We start from the raw sequence: 20,091 nt of genomic DNA, 5'->3' as shown, positions 1-20,091 counted from the left end.
GTGCCGACCTGGACGATGTCCTCCATCGGCTCGCTGCGGGAACGGAACCGCGAGGCGGCGAACTTCACCAGCGCCAGATTCAGTTCGACGAGGGTGTTGCGGACGTACGAGTACTCGTACGTGCCCTCCTCCAGCGACTCCAGGCGCTCGAAGAGCGTCTTGGAGAGGGCTCGCGCGTCCACCGGGCCGACCTCGTCGAAGGGCGGGATCTCGGGGAGCCCCGCCAGGGGGTCGAGAGGGTCGATGGTGTGGTCCAGCATTTCCGGTGGGGGTGTCGACGTCGCTTTGTGGGTAGGCGATCCGTCGAGCCGGGCTGACATGGGTGTCCTCCATCGTTCTCGGCATATGGCTGCCGAAGCCGATACGTGCACTGCGGTGTGCGGCGCCTCCGAAGCCGGCGTGTAGGGATGTGTGTCGTACTAGCCCTACCCGCTTCGGTGAGCTGGTCGCAAGTGTCATTTGTGGCTATATGCCCGTTTCTGGGGGGTTGTTCGGGTGTCGAAGTGTGGCTGGAAGGCGTAATGTTCGAGGGCATCAGCAGCCAAGACCTCGGGAGAGAGACGGCATGGACCACGGGACGGTCGGCAGCGCACAGTCGGGCCGGCTTCTGGTGGAGGTGCGGGAAGAGGGTTCCAGCGCCGTAGTGACACCGGCAGGTGAACTCGATCACCACACCGCCGATCTACTGCGCGAGCCGCTCGACGACCTCCTGGAGAAGGGCTTCACGCGACTTGTCGTGGATTGCTCACGGCTGGAGTTCTGCGACTCGACAGGACTGAACGTGCTGTTGGGGGCCCGCCTCAAGGCGGACGCCGCCGGCGGTGGCGTGCATCTCGCGGGCATGCTGCCCGTAGTGGCGCGCGTGTTCGAGATCACGGGAGCCGAGGCGGTCTTCACCGTCCACGACTCCGTGGAGGCCGCCCTGGCGGGCGAGACCGGCTGAGTCCTTCCGCGCGCCCCCTTGGGCCGTCGCTTCCCTGCGTCGGGTGAATGAGGGGGTGTTCCGGGGGATCAGTCGGGCAGGAGACATCTGGAACCTGTCGGCAGCCCCGCCGCCGAACCCGCTCCGGGAACCGGAGAAGGGGTCTGGCGCGACGTATGAGACGAGGGGCGGACGCCGAAGGTGACGGAGGCAGCACGCGGACACCGGACGGACGGTGAACCGGCCGTCCGGGACCGAACGGAGTCGGACTTTTGAATCGTGTACTGGTGGATCGGTGAGGTGAAGCGCTGATGAGCACCACCCGGCCCTACTCGCCGGGCGATGGTGGCCCGGAGCCGAGCGGCGCTTCCGGCATGCCCGAAGGAGGCGCGACGGCGTCCGAGGCGGCCTTGAGCGCCGCCTCGCCCGTCGCGCCTTCCGAGGCCGCGCCGGAGGCGAGGGGGCGGCAGGTCCGCAGGCTCAGCCTGGACGGAGAGAGCGGGGTGGTCCCGCTCGCCCGTGACTTCACCCGCCAGGCGCTCTACGAGTGGGGCTGGCTCCCCGCCTCGGGCGCCGAGCAGCGGGCCGCCGCCGAGGACGTGCTCCTCGTCGTCTCCGAGCTGGTCACCAACGCCTGCCTGCACGCCGACGGACCGGACGAGCTGCTCCTGTCCTGCGACCGCAAGGTGATCCGTCTCGAGATCACCGACCGCGGTGCCGGCCAGCCCGCCCCCCGGACCCCGCACCAGGCCGGCCGCCCCGGCGGCCACGGCATGTTCATCGTGCAGCGCCTGAGCCTGGACTGGGGCGTCGTACGCACCCCCGACGGCTCCGGCAAGACGGTCTGGGCGGAACTGGCCGCCCCCGCCTAGAAGCGGGCTCTACGAGAACGGCGAAGGGCCCCGCATCCTCGATGCGGGGCCCTTCGTGTGTCCGGCTGAGCGGGGTCAGGTCAGTTGACGCTGCCCATCAGAGCCTTGACCTTCTTGCGGTACATCCAGACCGCGACACCGGCGACCACGGCCAGGATCGCCTCCAGGGCGACGAAGCCCATCTTGTCGAGGTTCACCCCGCCCACGGCCGGGTTCGACAGCAGAGCGGTGATCGAGTCGCCCGCGGTGACCGCGAGGAACCAGACGCCCATCATCTGCGAGGCGTACTTCTTCGGCGCCATCTTCGTGGTCACCGACAGGCCCACCGGCGACAGCGCCAGCTCACCGACGGTCTGCACGAAGTAGATCGCCACCAGCCACATCGCCGCGGCCTTGTGACCGCCCTCGGCGATCGAGAGCGGAGCGAGGAAGAGGAAGAAGGACGCGCCGACCAGGACCAGGCCGGAGCCGAACTTCACGATCGTGCTCGGCTCCTTGCCGCGGCGGTTCAGCCACAGCCACAGCCAGGCGAAGACCGGGGCCAGCGCCATGATCATGATCGGGTTGACCGACTGGTACCAGGAGACCGGGAACTTCCAGCCCGCGATGGTGTTCTTGGCCGAGCTGTCGGCGAACAGCGACAGGGTGGAACCACCCTGGTCGTAGATCATCCAGAACACGGCGGCGGCGACGAAGAACCAGACGTACGCGGAGACCTTCGAGCGCTCGGCGGGCTCCAGGTCCTTGTCGCGGTAGATCCGGGTGATCACCAGGATCGGCACGATCAGACCGATGATCGTGAGCGGGATCAGCGCCCAGTTCAGCGTGAAGTGGCCGGTGCCGCCCACCAGGGCGTAGAAGACCGCGGCGATGCCGAGCCAGATCAGGCCCTTGCGCAGCGTGGCCTTCTTCTCCTCGGCGGACAGCGGGGTCGGGACCTCGTTGCTCTGCGCGGCGAGGTGACGGCCGCCCAGCAGGTACTGGACCAGGCCGAGCGCCATGCCGAGCGCGGCCAGCGCGAAGCCGAGGTGCCAGTTCACGTTCTCGCCCACCGTGCCGATGGCCAGCGGAGCGATGAAGGCGCCCAGGTTGATGCCGATGTAGAAGAGGGTGAAGCCGCCGTCACGGCGCGGGTCGTCCACGCCCTTGTACAGGTGGCCGACCATCGTGGAGATGTTGGCCTTCAGCAGACCCGAGCCGATGGCGACCAGTACCAGGCCGACGTAGAAGCTCGCCGCCACGGGCAGCGCCAGGCACAGGTGGCCGAGCATGATGATCAGACCGGAGACGGCCACCGTCTTGCGGGGACCGAGCAGGCGGTCCGCGACCCAGCCGCCCGGCAGGGCGAGCAGGTACACGAGCGACAGGTACACCGAGTAGATCGCCGTCGCGGTGCCCGCGCTCAGGTGCAGGCCGCCCGGAGCGACCAGGTACAGCGGGAGCAGGGCCCTCATGCCGTAGTAGGAGAACCGCTCCCACATCTCGGTCATGAAGAGAGTGGCCAAGCCGCGGGGGTGGCCGAAGAAGGTCTTCTCGGTGCCCGGGGTCTCCGGACGGACCGAGTCCTTCGTCAGGCTGGACGCCATGGTCGTTCCTTGCTGGTCGGGACGCGCGATGGAGCGCTGCGCGCCCGGTGGGGGTGCGGCCGGCACCGGCAGGGTCGGACGTCCACCCCCACGCCCTGGGGGTTCCCGCATCGAAGGCATCGAATGCGGAGGACGGCGACCACCGGGATCCACGCTCCTACGCGTCACTGCGTACGGAGCCCGGCCAGAGGTCATTCCTTTCAAGGCTGAGCGGAGTCAGCCCGCACAGAAAGGGAGACCCTTGGCGTCATGTGCCCGCCAAAAGGCCCCCGGTGTGCTACAGGCGTTCAGGTCACCATACGGCAGGACACTGCCGGATATGGAAGGACTTGAGACACGGATCACAGGGATCATGGGAACCGCGCGACCTGTTTCCAAGGTGACTTCCGCCATCGCGTCGCACCGTCATTGGTTTGTACCAGCAGGGTACAAAGGTAAGAGCACTGCTGCCGACCACGCCCCGGCCTCACGCGCGGGCGGTCTACCATCAGCTCATGACCCGTGTACTGCTCGCCGAGGACGACGCGTCCATCTCGGAGCCGCTGGCCCGCGCCCTGCGCCGGGAAGGTTACGAGGTCGAGGTGCGCGAGGACGGCCCCAGCGCGCTCGACGCCGGACTCCAGGGCGGGGTCGATCTCGTCGTGCTGGACCTGGGACTGCCCGGCATGGACGGCCTGGAGGTCGCCCGCCGGCTGCGTGCCGAGGGCCACACCGTGCCGATCCTCATCCTGACCGCGCGCGCCGACGAGGTGGACACCGTCGTCGGGCTCGACGCGGGCGCCGACGACTACGTCACCAAGCCCTTCCGGCTCGCCGAGCTGCTGGCCCGGGTCCGGGCGCTGCTGCGGCGCGGCTCGGCCGAGCCCCAGCAGCCGCCGGCCACCCACGGTGTACGGATCGACGTCGAGTCGCACCGGGCGTGGATGGGCGAGGAGGAACTCCAGCTCACGGCCAAGGAGTTCGATCTGCTGCGGGTGCTGGTGCGGGACGCCGGCCGCGTGGTCACGAGGGATCAGCTGATGCGGGAGGTGTGGGACACCACGTGGTGGTCCTCCACCAAGACGCTGGACATGCACATCTCGTGGCTGCGGAAGAAGCTGGGCGATGATGCCGCTAACCCGCGCTACATCGCCACGGTGCGTGGAGTGGGCTTCCGGTTCGAGAAGAGCTGAAGCTCGCCTTCCGCGCGGGGGTCGCGGGGGCGTCGGCGGCTGACCCCGCGCTGTGGCCGGTCGCGCAGTTCCCCGCGCCCCTTTAGGGTGCTGCTCCGGGCCGGGGGAGACTGGTGGTCCTTAGTCTTCCCGGAGGGACCCTGTGCGTCGTCGTCTTATTCAGTCCACGCTTGCCGTCGTGCTGGTGGTGATCGCCGTCTTCGGGGTCTCGCTGGTGATCGTGGAGACGCGGACGATCAGCAACAGCGCGCAGGAGCGGGTGGAGTCCGAGGCGGTGCGGCTGGCCAGCATCGTGGACAGCCGCATCCTCGCCGCCGAGAACGTCAACGCCGACGTACTGCGCAACCCGGTCAGCAAGACCCAGTACGCGGTGATCAGGATGCCCGGCCGGGCCCCGATCGAGATCGGCAGCAAGCCCGAGGGTGACGTCATCCACTCCACGCAGCACGGCGAGGAGGGCGAGACGGTCACCGTGCAGGAGCCCCGCTCCGCCGTGACCCGCGAGGTCGGCCGCACCCTGCTGATCATCGCCCTGGTCGCCCTGCTCGCCGTGATCGCCGCCGTGCTGCTCGCCGTACGCCAGGCCAACCGGCTCGCCTCCCCGCTCACCGACCTCGCCGAGACCGCCGAACGCCTCGGCTCCGGCGACCCCCGCCCCCGGCACAAGCGGTACGGCGTCCCCGAGCTGGACCGGGTCGCCGATGTGCTGGACTCCTCCGCCGAGCGGATCGGCCGCATGCTGACCGCCGAGCGGCGCCTCGCGGCCGACGCCTCGCACCAGCTCCGTACGCCGCTGACCGCGCTGTCCATGCGGCTGGAGGAGATCACCCTCACCGACGACCCGGACACGGTGAAGGAGGAGGCGACCATCGCGCTGGCGCAGGTGGAGCGGCTGACCGACGTGGTGGAGCGGCTGCTGACCAACTCGCGCGACCCCCGTACCGGCTCCGCCGTCACCTTCGACCTCGACGAGGTCATCCAGCAGCAGCTCGCCGAGTGGCGCCCCGCCTACCGCAGCGCGGGCCGGGCCGTCGTCAGCTCGGGCAAGCGGCACCTGACGGCGGTCGGCACGCCCGGCGCGGTCGCGCAGGTGCTGGCCGCGCTGATCGAGAACTCGCTGATGCACGGCGGCGGCACGGTCGCCCTGCGCACCCGCGTCACCGGCAACCAGGCCGTGATCGAGGTCACCGACGAGGGCCCCGGCGTCCCCGCCGACCTCGGCGCGCGGATCTTCGAGCGGACCATCAGCGGCCGCAACTCCACCGGCATCGGCCTCGCCGTCGCCCGCGACCTCGCCGAGGCCGACGGCGGCCGCCTGGAGCTGCTCCAGACGCACCCGCCGGTGTTCGGGCTGTTCCTGTCCCGCACCGCCCCCGCGCACAAGGGCGAGGAGGCGACGGTCCGCTAACGGACCCGCTCGGAGCTGTCCGGCTCGTGCCGGGCCACCGGCTCCCTGCCCGGCTCACCGGGCAGGGCGCGGAACACCCAGGTGCGGTACGACCAGAAGCGGAACAGCGTGGCCACGCCGATGCCGACGAACTTGAAGACGTTGCTCTGCAGCGGGGTGTCCCAGCCGAACCCGTAGGTGGCGAGGTACAGCACCCCGTTCTCGATGACCAGGCCGATCACGCTGAACACCAGGAACAGCATCAGCTCGCGCGGGCGGCCGCCCCGGTCGCGGTCCCGGTACGTCCAGTAGCGGAAGCCCAGGTAGTTGAAGACGATGGCCACGATGGTGGCGATGATGCTGGCCCGGACCACGGGCAGGCCGGACACGTGCCGGACCAGGTTGAACACACCGAGGTTGACCAGGACCCCGGCTCCTCCGACCGCACCGAACTTGGCCACCTCACGGGCGAGCCGTTGCAGCCCCGAGGAACGACGTTCCATGGCTGTGCAGCTCCCGTCCATAGGTTCTTCTCGGCCCCGCCATGCTATCCACGCGATCCCTCCCCTGCCCCGCGTGCCGGGCCCCGGCTCGGAAACGGGTCGGCAAGAGGCGGACAAGGGCCGGGTAAGAGATGCGCGTCCGGCGGGCCGGGACGGCGGCCGTCCGCGCCGGTCCGCACGGCCGATACGCTAGGGGGGTGACGTTCCCGGTAGTCGGCATGGTCGGCGGGGGGCAGCTCGCGCGTATGACGCACGAAGCGGGCATCCCGTTGGGCATCAGGTTCAAGCTCCTCAGTGACACTCCACAGGATTCCGCGGCGCAGGTCGTGAGCGATGTCGTCATCGGCGACTACCGCGACCTCGACACGCTGCGTGAGTTCGCGCGCGGCTGTGACGTGATCACCTTCGATCACGAGCACGTGCCGACCGAGCACCTCAAGGCTCTGGAGGCGGACGGCATCCCCGTCCGGCCGGGGCCCGACGCGCTCGTGCACGCCCAGGACAAGGGCGTGATGCGCGCGAAGCTCACGGAGATCGGCGTGCCCTGCCCGCGCCACCGCATCGTGCGCGACCCGGCCGACGTGGCCGCGTTCGCCGCCGAGGGCGAGGGCTTCCCCGTCGTCCTCAAGACGGTGCGCGGCGGCTACGACGGCAAGGGCGTGTGGGTCGTCGACTCCGAGGCCGAGGCCGCCGAGCCCTTCCGAGCGGGCGTGCCGGTGCTGGCCGAGGAGAAGGTCGACTACGTCCGCGAGCTGGCCGCCAACGTCGTCCGCTCCCCGCACGGCCAGGCCGTCGCCTACCCGGTGGTGGAGTCCCGGCAGGTCGCCGGGGTCTGCGACACCGTGATCGCGCCCGCGCCGGACCTGGACGAGTCCCTCGCGCTGCGGGCCGAGGAGATGGCGCTGAACATCGCCAAGCAGCTGGGCGTCGTCGGGCACCTCGCGGTGGAGCTGTTCGAGACCCGCGACGGCCGTGTCCTCGTCAACGAGCTGGCGATGCGGCCGCACAATTCCGGCCACTGGTCGATGGACGGCGCGATCACCTCGCAGTTTGCCAACCACGTCCGCGCGGTCCTCGACCTCCCCCTCGGCGACCCGCGCCCGCGCGCGCCCTGGACGGTCATGGTCAACGTGCTCGGCGGTGACTACCCGGACATGTACTCCGCGTACCTCCACTGCATGGCCCGCGACCCGCAGCTCAAGATCCACATGTATGGCAAGGACGTCAAACCCGGCCGCAAGGTGGGGCACGTCAACACCTACGGCGACGACCTGGACGACGTGCTGGAGCGCGCCCGTCACGCAGCCGGCTACCTGAGAGGCACGATCACCGAATGAGCGCCGTTGTTGGCATCGTCATGGGGTCGGACTCCGACTGGCCCGTCATGGAGGCCGCCGCCCAGGCCCTCGAGGAGTTCGAGATCCCGTATGAGGTCGACGTCGTCTCCGCGCACCGGATGCCGCGCGAGATGGTCGCGTACGGGGAGCACGCCGCCGACCGGGGGCTGAAGGCCATCATCGCGGGCGCGGGCGGGGCGGCCCACCTGCCCGGCATGCTCGCCTCGGTGACGCCGCTGCCGGTCATCGGCGTGCCGGTGCCGCTGAAGTACCTCGACGGCATGGACTCGCTGCTCTCCATCGTCCAGATGCCGGCCGGCGTGCCCGTGGCCACCGTCTCCGTCGGCGGCGCCCGCAACGCCGGTCTCCTGGCCGCCCGCATGCTCGCCGCCCACGACGAGGACCTCCTCCAGCGGATGCGCGACTTCCAGCAGGACCTCAACGACCAGGCCACCGAGAAGGGCAAGCGTCTGCGCGCCAAGGTCGATGGCTCGGCCGGCTTCGGATTCGGGAAGTAGGCCGGGATGACTTCGCTGGACGAGGCCCGCGCGCTGCTGCGGGAGTTCCCCGTCGTCGACGGGCACAACGACCTGCCGTGGGCGCTGCGGGAGCAGGTCGCCTACGACCTGGGCGCGCGGGACATCGCCGGTGACCAGGCCGCGCATCTGCACACCGACCTGCCGCGGCTGCGCGAGGGCGGCGTGGGGGCGCAGTACTGGTCGGTGTACGTGCGGTCGGACCTGCCCGACGCGGTGCCGGCCACGCTGGAGCAGATCGACTGTGTGACGCGGCTGATCGAGCGGTACCCGGCCGAGCTGGCGCCGGCGCTGACGGCGGCCGACATGGAGGCGGCCCGCGCCTCCGGGCGGATCGCCTCGCTGATGGGGGCCGAGGGCGGCCACTCCATCGCCAACTCCCTCGGCACGCTGCGCGGGTTGTACGCGCTGGGCGTGCGGTACATGACGCTCACCCACAACGACAACGTGGACTGGGCGGACTCCGCGACCGACGAGCCGAAGGCCGGGGGTCTGACCGCGTTCGGCCGTGAGGTCGTCCGCGAGATGAACCGGCTCGGCATGCTGGTCGACCTCTCCCACGTCGCGGCAACGACGATGCGGGACGCGCTGGACACCAGCTCGGCGCCGGTGATCTTCTCGCACTCCTCCTCGCGTGCCGTCTGCGACCACCCGCGCAACATCCCGGACGACGTGCTGGAGCGGCTGCCCGCCAACGGCGGCATGGCGATGGTGACCTTCGTGCCGAAGTTCGTCCTCCAGGCCGCGGTGGACTGGACGGCGGCCGCGGACGACAACTTGCGCGCGCACGGTCTGCACCACCTCGACACCACCGAGGAGGGGATGAGGATCCACCGGGAGTTCGAGGAGCGCCACCCGCGTCCGGTCGCCACCGTCTCCACGGTCGCCGACCACCTCGACCACATGCGCGAGGTCGCCGGGATCGACCACCTCGGCATCGGCGGCGACTACGACGGCACCGCCTTCACCCCGGACGGTCTGAACGACGTCTCCGGCTATCCGAACCTGATCGCTGAGCTGCTGGAGCGCGGCTGGTCCAAGCCGGACCTCGCCAAGCTGACCTGGCAGAACGCGGTCCGCGTCCTGGGCGCGGCGGAGGACGTCGCCCGCGAGCAGCGCGCCGCCCGCCCGGCGTCGCACGCGACGATCGAGTCCCTGGACGGCTAGCGGTCCGCGAGGGCGGGGTAGTCGGTGTAGCCGTCCGCCCCGCCCACGTACATCAAGTACCGCTCGCGGAGCGGGTTGAGCGGGGCGCCCCGGCGCAGCCGGGCCACCAGGTCCGGGTTGGCGATCCAGGGGCGGCCCAGGGCGACGAGATCCGCGCCGGAGGCCAGCATCTCCCGCGCCGCCCGTGCCACCGCCCGGGTGGTGAGATCGGTCAGCACCGGGTTGCCGATCAGGGTGCCCGGCCAGTCGGCGCGCAGCCGCCGGTACAGCTCGTCGCCGGGGTCGGCGCGGACCACGTGCAGATAGGCGAGGCCCAGGTCGCGCAGGCGGTGCACGAGGGCCGGGTACAGGGTGGCGGTGTCGTCCTCCTGGATGCCGTTGACCGTGCCGCCCGGCGAGATCCGTACGCCTGTCCGCCCGGCACCGATCGCGTCGGCCACCGCCTCGGTCACCTCCACGGTGAAGCGCACCCGTTGCTCGGGCGGGCCGCCGTAGGCGTCGGTGCGGCGGTTGGTGTTCCCGGCGAGGAACTGGTGCAGCAGATGCCCGTTGGCCGAGTGCACCTCCACGCCCTCGAACCCGGCGTCGACGGCCCGCCGGGCGGCGGAGGCGAAGTCCGCGACGGTGGCGCTGATGTCGTCGGGCGTCATCGCGCGCGGCACGGGGGCGGGCAGGTGCCCCTGCCGGGTGAAGATCGTTTCCGGGAGGGCGACGGCCGAGGGCGCAACGGGGGTCAGCCCGGTCGTCGCCGGGTGGCTGACCCGGCCGCCGTGCTGGAGCTGGAGGAACATGTGCCCGCCGGCCGCCCGCACCGCCTCGGTGACCTTGCGCCAGCCGTCGGTGTGCCGGTCGGTGTGCAGCGCGGCGATGTCCGGGTACGTCTGGCCGACCGCGTTCGGGGTCGAGGCCTCGCCGATGATGAGCCCGGCGGAGGCGCGCTGGGCGTAGTAGTCCGCCATGAGCGGGGTCGGGGTGCCGTCCGGCTCCGCGCGGTTGCGGGTGAGCGGGGCCATCAACAGGTGGTGGGGGAGGGCGAGTTGGCCGAGCCGGGCCGGGGCCAGGAAGTCCGTCATGGCCGTACGGTAGAAGCTGACACCGGTGTCAGGTTCAAGCCCTGGGGGAGGCGCACATGCGGATCGGTGAACTGGCCCGGCGCACCGGCGTGAGCGAGCGGTCGCTGCGCTACTACGAGAGCCGTGGGCTGCTCGCGGCCGAGCGCACGGCGGGCGGCCACCGGGAGTTCTCGGAGGCCGCCGTCGACCGGGTGGTCCGCATCCAGGAGTTGTACGCGGCCGGCCTCCACAGCGAGCGCATCCGCCACCTCCTCCCCTGCATGCGCGACCAGGACGGCGGCCCCTCCGCCCGGGCCACCCCCCGCCTCCTGGCCGACCTCACCGAGGAACGCACCCGCATAGACCGCCTGATCACCGACCTCCACCGCACCAGGGACACGCTGGACGAGGTCATCGAGGCCGCGGGGGGAGAGTGACGCCCTTTGCGGTGCGGCACGGTACCGGAAGGCGGTACACGTGCAGTACCGGTTCTCGGCACCACCGAGGAAGGCGACGGAACGGCTGACCCGCCGGGGGTCTCAGCAGGCGCAGAGGCAGAAGGGGTGGCCCGCCGGGTCGGCGTAGACGCGCCAGTTGCGGTGGGGGGCGTCCGTGTCCAGGGGCTTGGCGCCCAGGGTGAGGATCTGCTTCTCGGCCTCGTCCAGGTCCGGGACCGTCAGGTCGAGGTGGAACTGCTGGGGGGCGTCGGGGGAGGGCCAGGCCGGGGGGACGTGGTCCGGGGCGTGCTGGAAGGCGATGGTCTGGCCGGTGGGGGTGCGCAGATCCACCCAGTCCGCGTCTCCTTCCGTCGTGCCGCCCAGGATCTCGGCGTAGAAACCGGCCAGTGCCTCGGGGTCGGGACAGTCCAGGACGATCGCGCCCAGCTCGGCGAGATCCATGACTTCCTCCTTGGTTACTAGTAAAGCTCGGTTACCGGTAACGGTTACCTCATGGTCCCCCATGAGGGGTAACGTCGCAAGCATGAGTGAGAGATCGGCCGCGCCGGGCAGCCTCGCCCTGGTGGAGTCCCTGGTGAACACCCTGGACATCGAGAGCGGCCGCGACGCGCTCGACACCGAGGAGGGCCGCGCGGCCCTCGGCATCGGGGACGGCGAGCTGGACACCGCCCGCGCCCTGCGCGAGTCGCTGCGCGCCGCGCTCCTCGCACACGCCGGACACCCGCCGCACGCCACGGTCGCTCCGCTCGGCGAACTGCTCGCCCACGCCCCGCTGTTGGTCACGGTGGACGACACCGACGGGTCCGCCGCCCTCGCCCCCGCCGACCCCGGCCCGCTGCTCTGCCGTGTCGCCGCCGCCGTCGCCGGTGCGCTGGCCGAGGGCACCTGGCAGCGGCTCAAGGCGTGCGAGGCGCCGGCCTGCCACTGGGCGTACTACGACCGCAGCCCCGCGGGCCGGAGCCGCTGGTGCTCGATGCAGGTGTGCGGGGCGCGCGCGAAGATGCGCCGCTACCGGGCCAAGGACAGGTAAGAGACGGGGGGTTGTGCGGCCGCCGCCCGGCCCGGTGGTGCACAATGCGCACAGACGCCGGTTCGGCCGACTGAGCCTCGGCCGAACCGGCGTCGTACAGATGCAGGGTTACGCGGTCGGGCGGCCCATCGCCCGGAACGTCCAGCCCGCCTTGCGCCACGGCACCGGGTCCAGCGCGTTCCGTCCGTCCAGCACGACCCGCGACGCCGCGACCTCGCCCAGCACCGCCGGGTCGAGCTCGCGGAACTCCCGCCACTCGGTCAGGTGCAGCACCACGTCCGCGCCCCGTACCGCCTCGCGCGCCGACTCGGCGTAGCCCAGTGTCGGGAACAGCTTGCGGGCGTTGTCCATGCCCTTCGGGTCGTACACCGTGACCTGGCCGCCCTGGAGGTGTATCTGGCCGGCCACGTTCAGCGCGGGGGAGTCCCGGACGTCGTCGGAGTCGGGCTTGAAGGTGGCCCCGAGCACCGCGACCCGCTTGCCGAGGAACGAGCCCCCGCCGAGCGCCTCCCGCGCCATCTCCACCATCTCGCCGCGCCGGCGCATGTTGATGGAGTCGATCTCGCGGAGGAAGGTGAGCGCCTGGTCCGCGCCCAGCTCACCGGCGCGCGCCATGAAGGCCCGGATGTCCTTGGGCAGGCAGCCGCCGCCGAAGCCGATCCCGGCGCGCAGGAACTTCTTGCCGATCCGCTCGTCGTGCCCGATGGCCTCGGCCAGCTTCACCACGTCGCCGTCGGCGGCCTCGCACACCTCGGCCATGGCGTTGATGAAGGAGATCTTGGTGGCGAGGAAGGAGTTCGCGGCCGTCTTCACCAGCTCGGCGGTCGGGAAGTCGGTCACCACGAACGGCGTGCCCTCGCCCAGCGGGGTCGCGTACACCTCGCGCAGCAGCTTCTCCGCGCGCTCCCCGCGCACACCGACCACGACCCGGTCCGGGTGCAGGGTGTCCTGCACGGCGAAGCCCTCGCGCAGGAACTCGGGGTTCCAGGCCAGCTCGGCGTCGGCCCCGGCGGGCGCGTGCTCGGCGAGATAGGCGGCGAGCCGGTCGGCCGAGCCCACCGGCACCGTCGACTTGCCGACCACCAGCGCCGGGCGGCGCAGATGCGGGGCGAGGGAGGCGATGGCGGAGTCCACGTAGCTCATGTCGCACGCGTACTCGCCGTGCTTCTGCGGGGTGTTGACGCAGACGAAGTGGACGTCGCCGAACTCCGCCGCCTCGGCGAAGTCGGTGGTGAAGCGGAGCCGGCCGGTCGAGCCCTCGATGCCCGCGACATGCGCGCGCAGCAGCTCGTCCAGACCGGGCTCGTACATCGGGGTCTCGCCCCGCTCCAGCATCGCGATCTTCTCGGGGACCACGTCGAGCCCCAGCACCTCGAAGCCGAGTTCGGCCATGGCCGCGGCGTGCGTGGCGCCGAGATAGCCGGTGCCGATCACGGTGATCTTCAGGCTCATGGGTGCTCCAGCCGGGGTACGTCGATGATGCGGCCCCCGAGCATAGTCGTGTCGTGACCGGGGGAAATCTCCCGCTGTCGCCAAGCTCACCTATGCGGGCCGGGAGAGGCGCTCTAAACTTTCAGTTACTTAACGGTAATTAGCGTGAGTATCACAGCGTCTTTGGAGCGTGAGAGACCGTGGCCGGATCGGCTGACTTCGACCTGTACCGCCCGTCCGAGGAGCACGACATGCTCCGGGACGCCGTCCGCTCGCTGGTCGAGGCGAAGATCGCGCCGTTCGCCGCCGCGGTGGACGAGGAGGCCCGCTTCCCGCAGGAGGCGCTGGACGCGCTGGTCGCCAACGACCTGCACGCGGTCCACGTCCCCGAGGAGTTCGGCGGCGCCGGCGCCGACGCGCTCGCCACGGTCATCGTGATCGAGGAGGTGGCCCGCGCCTGCGTGTCGTCCTCGCTGATCCCGGCCGTGAACAAGCTCGGCTCCCTCCCGGTGATCCTCTCCGGCTCCACCGAGCTGAAGAAGAAGTACCTGGGTCCGCTGGCCAAGGGCGACGGCATGTTCTCGTACTGCCTCTCCGAGCCGGAGGCGGGCTCGGACGCGGCCGGCATGAAGACCAAGGCCGTGCGCGACGGCGACTTCTGGGTGCTCAACGGCGTCAAGCGCTGGATCACCAACGCGGGCGTCTCCGAGTACTACACGGTGATGGCCGTGACCGACCCCACCAAGCGCTCCAAGGGCATCTCCGCCTTCGTGGTGGAGAAGTCGGACGAGGGTGTCTCCTTCGGCGCCCCGGAGAAGAAGCTCGGTATCAAGGGCTCCCCGACCCGCGAGGTCTACTTCGACAACGTCCGCATCCCCGCCGACCGCATGATCGGCGGGGAGGGCACCGGCTTCGCCACCGCGATGAAGACGCTGGACCACACCCGCATCACCATCGCCGCCCAGGCCCTCGGTGTCGCCCAGGGCGCCCTCGACTACGCCAAGGGCTACGTCCAGGAGCGCAAGCAGTTCGGCAAGCCGATCGCGGACTTCCAGGGCATCCAGTTCATGCTGGCCGACATGGCCATGAAGATCGCCGCCGCCCGCGCCCTGACCTACCAGGCCGCGGCTGCCTCCGAGCGCGTCGACGCCGACCTCACCTTCCAGGGCGCCGCCGCCAAGTGCTTCGCCTCGGACGTGGCGATGGAGGTCACCACCGACGCCGTCCAGCTCCTCGGCGGCTACGGCTACACCCGTGACTACCCGGTCGAGCGCATGATGCGCGACGCCAAGATCACCCAGATCTACGAGGGCACCAACCAGGTCCAGCGGATCGTCATGGCCCGCAACCTGCCGAAGTAGGTTCTTTGCCGTCACTGACCTGATCGCACAACAGCCCCCGGTGTGACGCCGGGGGCTGTTGTGCGATCAGGCGGCCGGTCCCCTGCGCACCGGCCGCCCCTACGCGCCCTGGTCGATGATCCTTTCGGCTTTTGCCATGATCTTGGCCCTCTGCGCGTCCGCTTCATTCAATTGCGGCAGATGCTTCGCTATTTCCTTTTCCTGAATCTTGATCTCGACTTTCTGCCAGGTGGAGATCAAGTCGGTGGATACTTTGCAGGAATAGTCGGCGGCCGCGACATGCAGTTCCTGCGCGCTCGCCTTCGGCATCTTCAGATCGGCCTTGGAGAGCGCCTGCAAAGGGCTCTTGTACGAGTATCCCTTTTTGGTCATACAGGCGGACCAGTCTGCGGTGACGGCCTTCACTTTGGGGTCCTCAAGAGATTCTACAAAGCTCTTGCTACTGATCTGCCGCGCGACTGGAGAGTCCAGTGTATGGCTCCCCGTGAGTTCTCTCCGGGAAGCGGCAAGGCAACCCGACGGGCCGTCCATGGCGGCCTCCTGCTGAGCCGACATCCTTGGAGTCGGAACTGCTTTCCCGAACCACTCAGGAGGAAGGTGATATCCGTAAGTCAAAATGTCGGCCCTGACGATCGGCCCGTAGCGCCGCCCGACCTCATAGGGGTCCGGATCGCTTTGATGACTTTCATTGCTTGTCGTCAGTTTTATGGGTGGAATATTTCGCTGCTGCAAGCAGTCGTTTGCCAAGATGATCGTCGCGGTGTTCACTCCTGAGATCTTGCCTGGCGTCAGGAGATACTTTTGCACGGGGAGTGGCAGCGGATTGGACTCAGTGTTTGGGAGCGATTGTGCTTGTCTGCTTCGCTGCGACGGCTCCGCATGCTTCGTAGGCGTTGACCTTTGCGGAGCTTTGTCCGGACCGTCCGAGGGAGCGGCACAAGAAGAAAGCGCCAACAGGGTGGCTGCGGCGCAGGTTGCGGTGAGGATATTTTTGACGTGTCGCATCATTTATCGATTCTTCAGGTTGCCGACCCTGACCGATCCTTCCGGTCAGGGTCGGCACATGGTTTACGGGCAGCCCGCCTTCAGGGAAGCGTTCTGGTTGTACGTGTACCAGAGCTGCCCGTAGGAGCTGTCGCCGAAGTAGTCGATGTTGCCACCGTAGTTGGAGTTGTAGTAGACCCACATGGAGCAGTGCGAGCCGTAGATCTCCGCGGACGCGGCGTTATTCTTCACCGCCTGTCCCGCACCGGAACCGGAGGAGTCGAAGGTGTAGCCGGCGAGGTCCGGTATGGCGAGTGTGATCTTGGCGCTGTTGTCGTCGTAGGCGCGGGTGAACTTGGCGCCCGACTGGCCCGAGCCGTAGTAAAGACATATGTGACTGGAGGCGCACCGGCCCGTGTGCCCCAATGTGTCCGACGAATTGTGAGTGTCGGCGAACGCGGTGCCCTGAGTCGCCCCCAGGAGGGTCGTCAGAAGTGCAGCGCCGGCGACGATGGCTCGTTTTGCCTTCATGAAATGCCTCCACTGTCATGCACATGCATGTTCATTTTCAAGATCACAAGCTACCGATCGCATGGATCGGAGTCAATGGACAGGAGATGTGCCGACAGGGGGTGGTCAGATTTCGGCGACAAATAAATGTGGAATGCTCAAAGTCGATGATTGGACCTGAAATATTCCATTGCGCCATCTAGTTGCAGGGTCCGGTCCAAATTGGGCAAACATCCCTCGATGGCAGATCTGCGGTGGTGCCGACGGCAACGCGGGCGACCTCACGAAGTGGCCGCCCGCGCTGTCCGGAGCAGGGTCTGGGGCTTCACGCCCAGGGATCGCTCAGTTGCCCGAGACGGTGACCTTCTCGTCGTTCTTCAGCTCGTCCACCAGCGTCTTCACCTTCGCCTTGTCCCAGACGAGGTTGCCGCCGACGGAGCCGGAGACGGGCATGTTCAGGGACGTGCCGTCGCCGCCGTTGACGCCCTTCATCGCCCAGAACATCGAGGCCAGGTCGAACAGGCCCATGTCCTTGTCGACGCTGAGGGAGTCCAGGCCCGCGCCCATCGTCGGATAGAACTTGAAGGGGTTCAGCACGGTCGACGGGGTCGCCACCTGGTGGGCCAGCGCCGCGAGGAACTTCTGCTGGTTCTTGGTCCGCTCCAGGTCGGAGGCGGCGAAGGCGTGCCGGGTACGGACGAAGGCGAGGGCCTGCTCGCCGTTGAGGGTCTGCTCGCCCGCCTGGAAGTCGGCGCCGGAGTACTTGTCCTTGAAGCCCTTGTCGATCTTGATGTCGACGCCGCCGACCGCGTCCACGATGTTGGCGAAGCCGGCGAAGCCGATCTCCACGTAGTGGTCGATGTGCAGCCCGGTGTTGTACTCCACGGTCCGGGTCAGCAGGGTCGGGCCGTCCTCGGCGTAGGTCGCGTTCAGCTTCGCGTGCCGGCCGGTGGCGGGGTAGACCTTGCCCGAGGTGGAGCCCTTGTAGGAGGGGACGACCACGTCGGAGTCGCGGGGCAGGGATATCAGGGTGTCGCCGTTGGAGCCGACGTGCAGGATCATCACCGAGTCCGTGCGCTGGCCCTCGGCGGACCCAGTGTGGAGTCTCTTCTTGTCCTCGCTCGTCATGCCCTTGCGGCTGTCGGAGCCGACGATGAGGTAGTTGGTGCCCTCGCCCTCCGAGGGGCGGTCGATCACCTGGGACAGGTCGACGTCCCGGTTCAGCTTGGAGTCGGCCCAGAAGTAGGTGGCCACCGAGGTGACGACCAGCACGGCGGCCAGGGTGATCGCGCCGACCTTGATCCGGCGGCCCCAGTTGGGCGCCGGGCGGGGTGCGCGAGTGCCGGCCGGGGCGCCGGGGCCGCCCGGGCCGCCACCGCCGTACACCTGGCCGGTGTTGTAACCGCTGTCGTAGCCGTCGTGGCCCTGGCCGTCGACGTACGACGGCTGCCGGGGCACACCGCCGCCGTACTGCGGCGCGGGAGCGCCGGGCGGCGGCGCGGCCGGGCGTCGTACTTGCCGCATCACGCGCGGGCCTTCCGGCTGCGCACCGGCGCTGCCGCGTCCGTAGCGGGGGCCGCGCTCGTCGTCGGACCATCCCTCGGGCCAGTCATTCATGCGCCCCAGTGTGCAGGGTGCCGCCTGATGCCTTACAAGGGTTGTCGGAAAATCGGAGCGCCTCTGTTGCGAACCCGACATAAATTCCGCGAAAGCCGCTTCGGCATAAGGTGGGGGACATGACAGACCTGGCGCCCGCCGCTTCTCCGGAGATTCCGGGCAAGCCCACTTCCGCTTCCCGCACCACCCTCAGCCACATCATGACCCACAACGACACCAACCTGCTGGGGACGGTGCACGGTGGTGTGATCATGAAACTCGTCGACGACGCCGCGGGCGCCGTGGCGGGCCGCCACTCCGGCGGGCCCGCCGTCACCGCGTCCATGGACGAGATGGTCTTCCTGGAGCCGGTGCGCGTCGGCGACCTGGTGCACGTCAAGGCCCAGGTCAACTGGACCGGCCGCACCTCCATGGAGATCGGCGTACGGGTCCTGGCCGAGCGCTGGAACGAGTCCGCGCCCCCCACCCAGGTCGGCTCCGCCTACCTCGTCTTCACCGGCGTCGACGCCGACGGCAAGCCCCGCCAGGTCCCCCCGGTCCTCCCCGAGACCGAACGCGACCGCCGCCGTCACCAGGAAGCCCAGATCCGCCGCACCCACCGCCTCGCCCGCCGCCGAGCCATCCGGGAACTCCGCGAACGCCGCGCGGCGGAGGGCATCACCGACTGAACCGCCCGCGCGGCGCGCCGACGCAACGGGGCTGAGGTGACCGTCCCCGGCCGAGCCGGCGCAGCGTCACGCCTCCCCGGAGCACACCACCTCGTCCCCCCGGACCACCGGGGCGTCCGGGGTGGCGATCTGAGGGGGCTTCACCGGGTGGACGGATTTCCAGTCGGCGCCGGCTGTCACGCGGAGGACGGGGCCGAGGCCGGGGGTGGGGTGGAGTTCGCTGCCGGGGAGGGCGATGGCGAGGGAGCGGGCGGAGCGGTCCCAGCGGGGGTCGTAGGAGATGACCGTGCGGGCGACGGGATGCGCGGCGGTCACCGGCCGGCGGGTGGTGGCGAAGCCGGTCGCGGCGAGGGCCGCGTCCACCTTGCGGCCGAGCCCCGCCGTGCCGGTGCCGTTCTCCACCCGGACCCGGACCGTGTGCGGGTCGACCTCGACCGTCGTGGCCGCCGGGGTCTTCGCCGCCGGGTGGGCGCCGAGCGGTTTGTCGTCGCGCAGGTCCGTGAAGAGCCGCTCGGACCTGACCGGGTCCCACTTCAGGGTCGAGCCGATGCCCTTCACGGCGTATCCCATCTGTGCGATGGGCACGGTGGTGAACTCCGAGGACGAGGGCGAGAAGTTCCGCATGGCCCGGCCGAGGTCGAGCAGTTCGTCGGTGCCGAACCCGTTGTCCGCCCGCACCGAGCCGAGCACCGCCCGCGTCACGTCCCGGAACCGCATCGGGTTGAACAGCATCCCCGAGGACGTGGCCCGCTCGATCAGCGCCGCCATGAACCGCTGCTGGCGCTGCATCCGGCCGAGGTCGCTCGCCCCGTCCACGTGCCGGGCGCGGACGTACTGGAGCGCCTGTCCGCCGCCCAGGGTGTGCGGGCCGGGCGCGAGATCGAGCCCGGTGTAGGAGTCCTTCAGCGGGGTCGGGGTGCAGATCTTCACCCCGCCGAGCGCGTCCACCGTCTTCATGAAGCTGACGAAGTCGACCTCCAGATAGTGGTCGATCTTCACATGCGTCATCGCCTCCACCGTGCGCACCGTGAGCTGCGGGCCGCCCTCGGCGTACGCCGCGTTCAGCTTCGTCGGGTGGGCGTGGTGCCGCTCACCGGTGGTCTGGTCGACGTGCTCGGGCACCTCGGTGTAGGAGTCGCGCGGCAGGCTCACCACGCTGGCCCGCTCCCGGTCCTCCGAGATGTGCACGATCATCACCGTGTCGGTGCAGTGGCAGGGCGCGCCGCCCAGCCTGTACGCGCGCCGCTCCTCCTCGGTGATCTTGTCCCGGCCGTCGGTGCCGACCAGCAGCACGTTCATGCCGTGGCCCCCGCGGGGCCGGTTCTTCATGTCCTTGAAGGCGTCGACGCGGGCGATGCCGGCGTCCAGGCCGGTGACCACCGCGTGGCCGATCCCGGCCGAGGCGAGCACCGTCACCGACAGCGCGGTCACCGCCCGCACGGCCCAGCGCGGCCGCCGCCTGCGGGCGAGCGGAGCCCGTCGCACCCTGCCTGCGGGC

At 69.8% G+C, this 20,091-nt stretch carries 20 protein-coding genes and 1 pseudogene; 11 read left to right on the top strand and 10 right to left on the bottom strand.

Features of this window, described 5'->3' with window-relative positions:
* A pseudogene (locus tag GT030_RS21375) lies at positions 1 to 320 on the bottom strand (RNA polymerase sigma factor SigF); the annotation flags it as partial.
* A 245-nt stretch (positions 321 to 565) separates the two neighbouring features.
* On the opposite strand from GT030_RS21375, the gene GT030_RS21370 reads away from it, so the two are divergent.
* Both GT030_RS21370 and GT030_RS21365 read left to right on the top strand, forming a co-directional pair.
* On the top strand, positions 566 to 943 hold the full coding sequence (locus GT030_RS21370; protein ID WP_030814352.1) for an STAS domain-containing protein: 378 nt from the start codon (positions 566 to 568) through the stop codon (positions 941 to 943).
* 290 nt (positions 944 to 1,233) lie between these two features.
* Entirely contained in the window at positions 1,234 to 1,794 is a 561-nt protein-coding gene (locus GT030_RS21365; protein WP_161202481.1) for an ATP-binding protein, read from the top strand.
* A gap of 80 nt (positions 1,795 to 1,874) precedes the next feature.
* Here GT030_RS21365 and GT030_RS21360 read toward each other — a convergent pair whose 3' ends face one another.
* A complete protein-coding gene (locus GT030_RS21360; RefSeq protein WP_161202480.1) occupies positions 1,875 to 3,380 on the bottom strand; it encodes an oligopeptide:H+ symporter in 1,506 nt (501 codons plus the stop codon).
* A gap of 494 nt (positions 3,381 to 3,874) precedes the next feature.
* On the opposite strand from GT030_RS21360, the gene GT030_RS21355 reads away from it, so the two are divergent.
* Together GT030_RS21355 and GT030_RS21350 are read left to right on the top strand one after the other, a co-directional pair.
* On the top strand, positions 3,875 to 4,552 hold the full coding sequence (locus GT030_RS21355; protein WP_161202479.1) for a response regulator transcription factor: 678 nt from the start codon (positions 3,875 to 3,877) through the stop codon (positions 4,550 to 4,552).
* A gap of 142 nt (positions 4,553 to 4,694) precedes the next feature.
* Positions 4,695 to 5,960 carry an ATP-binding protein gene (locus tag GT030_RS21350; protein WP_161202478.1) on the top strand — a complete coding sequence of 422 codons (1,266 nt, stop codon included), beginning with the start codon at positions 4,695 to 4,697 and terminating at the stop codon, positions 5,958 to 5,960.
* On the opposite strand, the gene GT030_RS21345 is transcribed toward GT030_RS21350, so the two are convergent.
* Positions 5,957 to 6,442 (bottom strand): GtrA family protein, encoded by a 486-nt coding sequence (locus tag GT030_RS21345; protein WP_161202477.1) that lies wholly within the window; start codon positions 6,440 to 6,442, stop codon positions 5,957 to 5,959. The two genes, GT030_RS21350 and GT030_RS21345, sit on opposite strands and share 4 nt — an antisense overlap.
* A 197-nt stretch (positions 6,443 to 6,639) precedes the next feature.
* Here GT030_RS21345 and GT030_RS21340 point away from each other — a divergent pair, with 197 nt between their 5' ends.
* The 3 genes from GT030_RS21340 to GT030_RS21330 are packed head-to-tail and all read left to right on the top strand — an operon-like array spanning position 6,640 to position 9,482.
* Complete coding sequence (locus GT030_RS21340) at positions 6,640 to 7,779, top strand: 5-(carboxyamino)imidazole ribonucleotide synthase (protein WP_161202476.1); 1,140 nt, start codon at positions 6,640 to 6,642, stop codon at positions 7,777 to 7,779.
* The gene (purE, locus tag GT030_RS21335; RefSeq protein WP_161202475.1) at positions 7,776 to 8,297 is read left to right on the top strand and encodes a 5-(carboxyamino)imidazole ribonucleotide mutase; all 522 of its coding nucleotides are present in this window, start codon (positions 7,776 to 7,778) and stop codon (positions 8,295 to 8,297) included. Before GT030_RS21340 ends, purE begins: the two co-directional genes overlap by 4 nt.
* Before the next feature lie 6 nt (positions 8,298 to 8,303).
* Positions 8,304 to 9,482 carry a dipeptidase gene (locus GT030_RS21330; RefSeq protein ID WP_161202474.1) on the top strand — a complete coding sequence of 393 codons (1,179 nt, stop codon included), beginning with the start codon at positions 8,304 to 8,306 and terminating at the stop codon, positions 9,480 to 9,482.
* On the opposite strand, the gene GT030_RS21325 is transcribed toward GT030_RS21330, so the two are convergent.
* Complete coding sequence (locus tag GT030_RS21325) at positions 9,479 to 10,555, bottom strand: alkene reductase (RefSeq protein ID WP_161202473.1); 1,077 nt, start codon at positions 10,553 to 10,555, stop codon at positions 9,479 to 9,481. The genes GT030_RS21330 and GT030_RS21325 overlap by 4 nt on opposite strands.
* A gap of 56 nt (positions 10,556 to 10,611) precedes the next feature.
* On the opposite strand from GT030_RS21325, the gene GT030_RS21320 reads away from it, so the two are divergent.
* Positions 10,612 to 10,971, top strand: a complete 360-nt coding sequence (locus GT030_RS21320; protein ID WP_161202472.1) for a MerR family transcriptional regulator — start codon at positions 10,612 to 10,614, stop codon at positions 10,969 to 10,971.
* A gap of 102 nt (positions 10,972 to 11,073) precedes the next feature.
* Here the strand turns inward: GT030_RS21320 and GT030_RS21315 are convergent, their stop codons facing one another.
* The gene (locus tag GT030_RS21315) at positions 11,074 to 11,433 is read right to left on the bottom strand and encodes a VOC family protein (RefSeq protein WP_161202471.1); all 360 of its coding nucleotides are present in this window, start codon (positions 11,431 to 11,433) and stop codon (positions 11,074 to 11,076) included.
* A gap of 82 nt (positions 11,434 to 11,515) precedes the next feature.
* Between GT030_RS21315 and GT030_RS21310 the strand changes: the two genes are divergently transcribed.
* Positions 11,516 to 12,022, top strand: a complete 507-nt coding sequence (locus GT030_RS21310; RefSeq protein WP_161202470.1) for a CGNR zinc finger domain-containing protein — start codon at positions 11,516 to 11,518, stop codon at positions 12,020 to 12,022.
* A gap of 108 nt (positions 12,023 to 12,130) precedes the next feature.
* On the opposite strand, the gene GT030_RS21305 is transcribed toward GT030_RS21310, so the two are convergent.
* Positions 12,131 to 13,474: a UDP-glucose/GDP-mannose dehydrogenase family protein gene (locus GT030_RS21305; protein WP_135791728.1), complete on the bottom strand. Its 1,344-nt coding sequence runs from the start codon at positions 13,472 to 13,474 to the stop codon at positions 12,131 to 12,133.
* Between the two features lie 179 nt (positions 13,475 to 13,653).
* Here GT030_RS21305 and GT030_RS21300 point away from each other — a divergent pair, with 179 nt between their 5' ends.
* Positions 13,654 to 14,814: an acyl-CoA dehydrogenase family protein gene (locus GT030_RS21300; protein WP_161202469.1), complete on the top strand. Its 1,161-nt coding sequence runs from the start codon at positions 13,654 to 13,656 to the stop codon at positions 14,812 to 14,814.
* A gap of 99 nt (positions 14,815 to 14,913) precedes the next feature.
* On the opposite strand, the gene GT030_RS21295 is transcribed toward GT030_RS21300, so the two are convergent.
* The 3 genes from GT030_RS21295 to GT030_RS21285 all read right to left on the bottom strand — a co-directional run bounded on the left by GT030_RS21295 (position 14,914) and on the right by GT030_RS21285 (position 17,925).
* Entirely contained in the window at positions 14,914 to 15,582 is a 669-nt protein-coding gene (locus tag GT030_RS21295; RefSeq protein WP_161202468.1) for a hypothetical protein, read from the bottom strand.
* A gap of 300 nt (positions 15,583 to 15,882) precedes the next feature.
* Positions 15,883 to 16,329, bottom strand: a complete 447-nt coding sequence (locus GT030_RS21290) for a peptidase inhibitor family I36 protein (protein ID WP_161202467.1) — start codon at positions 16,327 to 16,329, stop codon at positions 15,883 to 15,885.
* Positions 16,330 to 16,650: 321 nt separating this feature from the next.
* Positions 16,651 to 17,925: an LCP family protein gene (locus GT030_RS21285; RefSeq protein ID WP_202460379.1), complete on the bottom strand. Its 1,275-nt coding sequence runs from the start codon at positions 17,923 to 17,925 to the stop codon at positions 16,651 to 16,653.
* Between the two features lie 119 nt (positions 17,926 to 18,044).
* On the opposite strand from GT030_RS21285, the gene GT030_RS21280 reads away from it, so the two are divergent.
* Positions 18,045 to 18,593, top strand: a complete 549-nt coding sequence (locus tag GT030_RS21280; protein WP_161202466.1) for an acyl-CoA thioesterase — start codon at positions 18,045 to 18,047, stop codon at positions 18,591 to 18,593.
* A gap of 66 nt (positions 18,594 to 18,659) precedes the next feature.
* On the opposite strand, the gene GT030_RS21275 is transcribed toward GT030_RS21280, so the two are convergent.
* The coding region (locus GT030_RS21275) for an LCP family protein (RefSeq protein WP_237522726.1) at positions 18,660 to 20,091 on the bottom strand (1,432 nt) is incomplete at its 5' end.

Source organism: Streptomyces sp. SID1328 (assembly GCF_009865595.1).
Lineage (GTDB): Bacteria > Actinomycetota > Actinomycetes > Streptomycetales > Streptomycetaceae > Streptomyces > Streptomyces griseoluteus.
The sequence above is the reverse complement of the archived record's forward strand: the minus strand, read 5'-3'. Positions and strand labels throughout refer to the sequence as shown.

Excerpts from the sequence above, each read along its gene's own strand:
- GT030_RS21345 (WP_161202477.1), bottom strand. The coding sequence starts at position 6,442 with ATGGAACGTCGTTCCTCGGGGCTGCAACGGCTCGCCCGTGAGGTGGCC.
- GT030_RS21280 (WP_161202466.1), top strand. The coding sequence starts at position 18,045 with ATGACAGACCTGGCGCCCGCCGCTTCTCCGGAGATTCCGGGCAAGCCC.
- GT030_RS21365 (WP_161202481.1), top strand. The coding sequence starts at position 1,234 with ATGAGCACCACCCGGCCCTACTCGCCGGGCGATGGTGGCCCGGAGCCG.
- GT030_RS21310 (WP_161202470.1), top strand. The coding sequence starts at position 11,516 with ATGAGTGAGAGATCGGCCGCGCCGGGCAGCCTCGCCCTGGTGGAGTCC.
- GT030_RS21285 (WP_202460379.1), bottom strand. The coding sequence starts at position 17,925 with ATGAATGACTGGCCCGAGGGATGGTCCGACGACGAGCGCGGCCCCCGC.
- GT030_RS21360 (WP_161202480.1), bottom strand. The coding sequence starts at position 3,380 with ATGGCGTCCAGCCTGACGAAGGACTCGGTCCGTCCGGAGACCCCGGGC.
- GT030_RS21325 (WP_161202473.1), bottom strand. The coding sequence starts at position 10,555 with ATGACGGACTTCCTGGCCCCGGCCCGGCTCGGCCAACTCGCCCTCCCC.
- GT030_RS21320 (WP_161202472.1), top strand. The coding sequence starts at position 10,612 with ATGCGGATCGGTGAACTGGCCCGGCGCACCGGCGTGAGCGAGCGGTCG.
- GT030_RS21370 (WP_030814352.1), top strand. The coding sequence starts at position 566 with ATGGACCACGGGACGGTCGGCAGCGCACAGTCGGGCCGGCTTCTGGTG.
- GT030_RS21305 (WP_135791728.1), bottom strand. The coding sequence starts at position 13,474 with ATGAGCCTGAAGATCACCGTGATCGGCACCGGCTATCTCGGCGCCACG.
- purE (WP_161202475.1), top strand. The coding sequence starts at position 7,776 with ATGAGCGCCGTTGTTGGCATCGTCATGGGGTCGGACTCCGACTGGCCC.
- GT030_RS21315 (WP_161202471.1), bottom strand. The coding sequence starts at position 11,433 with ATGGATCTCGCCGAGCTGGGCGCGATCGTCCTGGACTGTCCCGACCCC.
- GT030_RS21290 (WP_161202467.1), bottom strand. The coding sequence starts at position 16,329 with ATGAAGGCAAAACGAGCCATCGTCGCCGGCGCTGCACTTCTGACGACC.
- GT030_RS21355 (WP_161202479.1), top strand. The coding sequence starts at position 3,875 with ATGACCCGTGTACTGCTCGCCGAGGACGACGCGTCCATCTCGGAGCCG.
- GT030_RS21330 (WP_161202474.1), top strand. The coding sequence starts at position 8,304 with ATGACTTCGCTGGACGAGGCCCGCGCGCTGCTGCGGGAGTTCCCCGTC.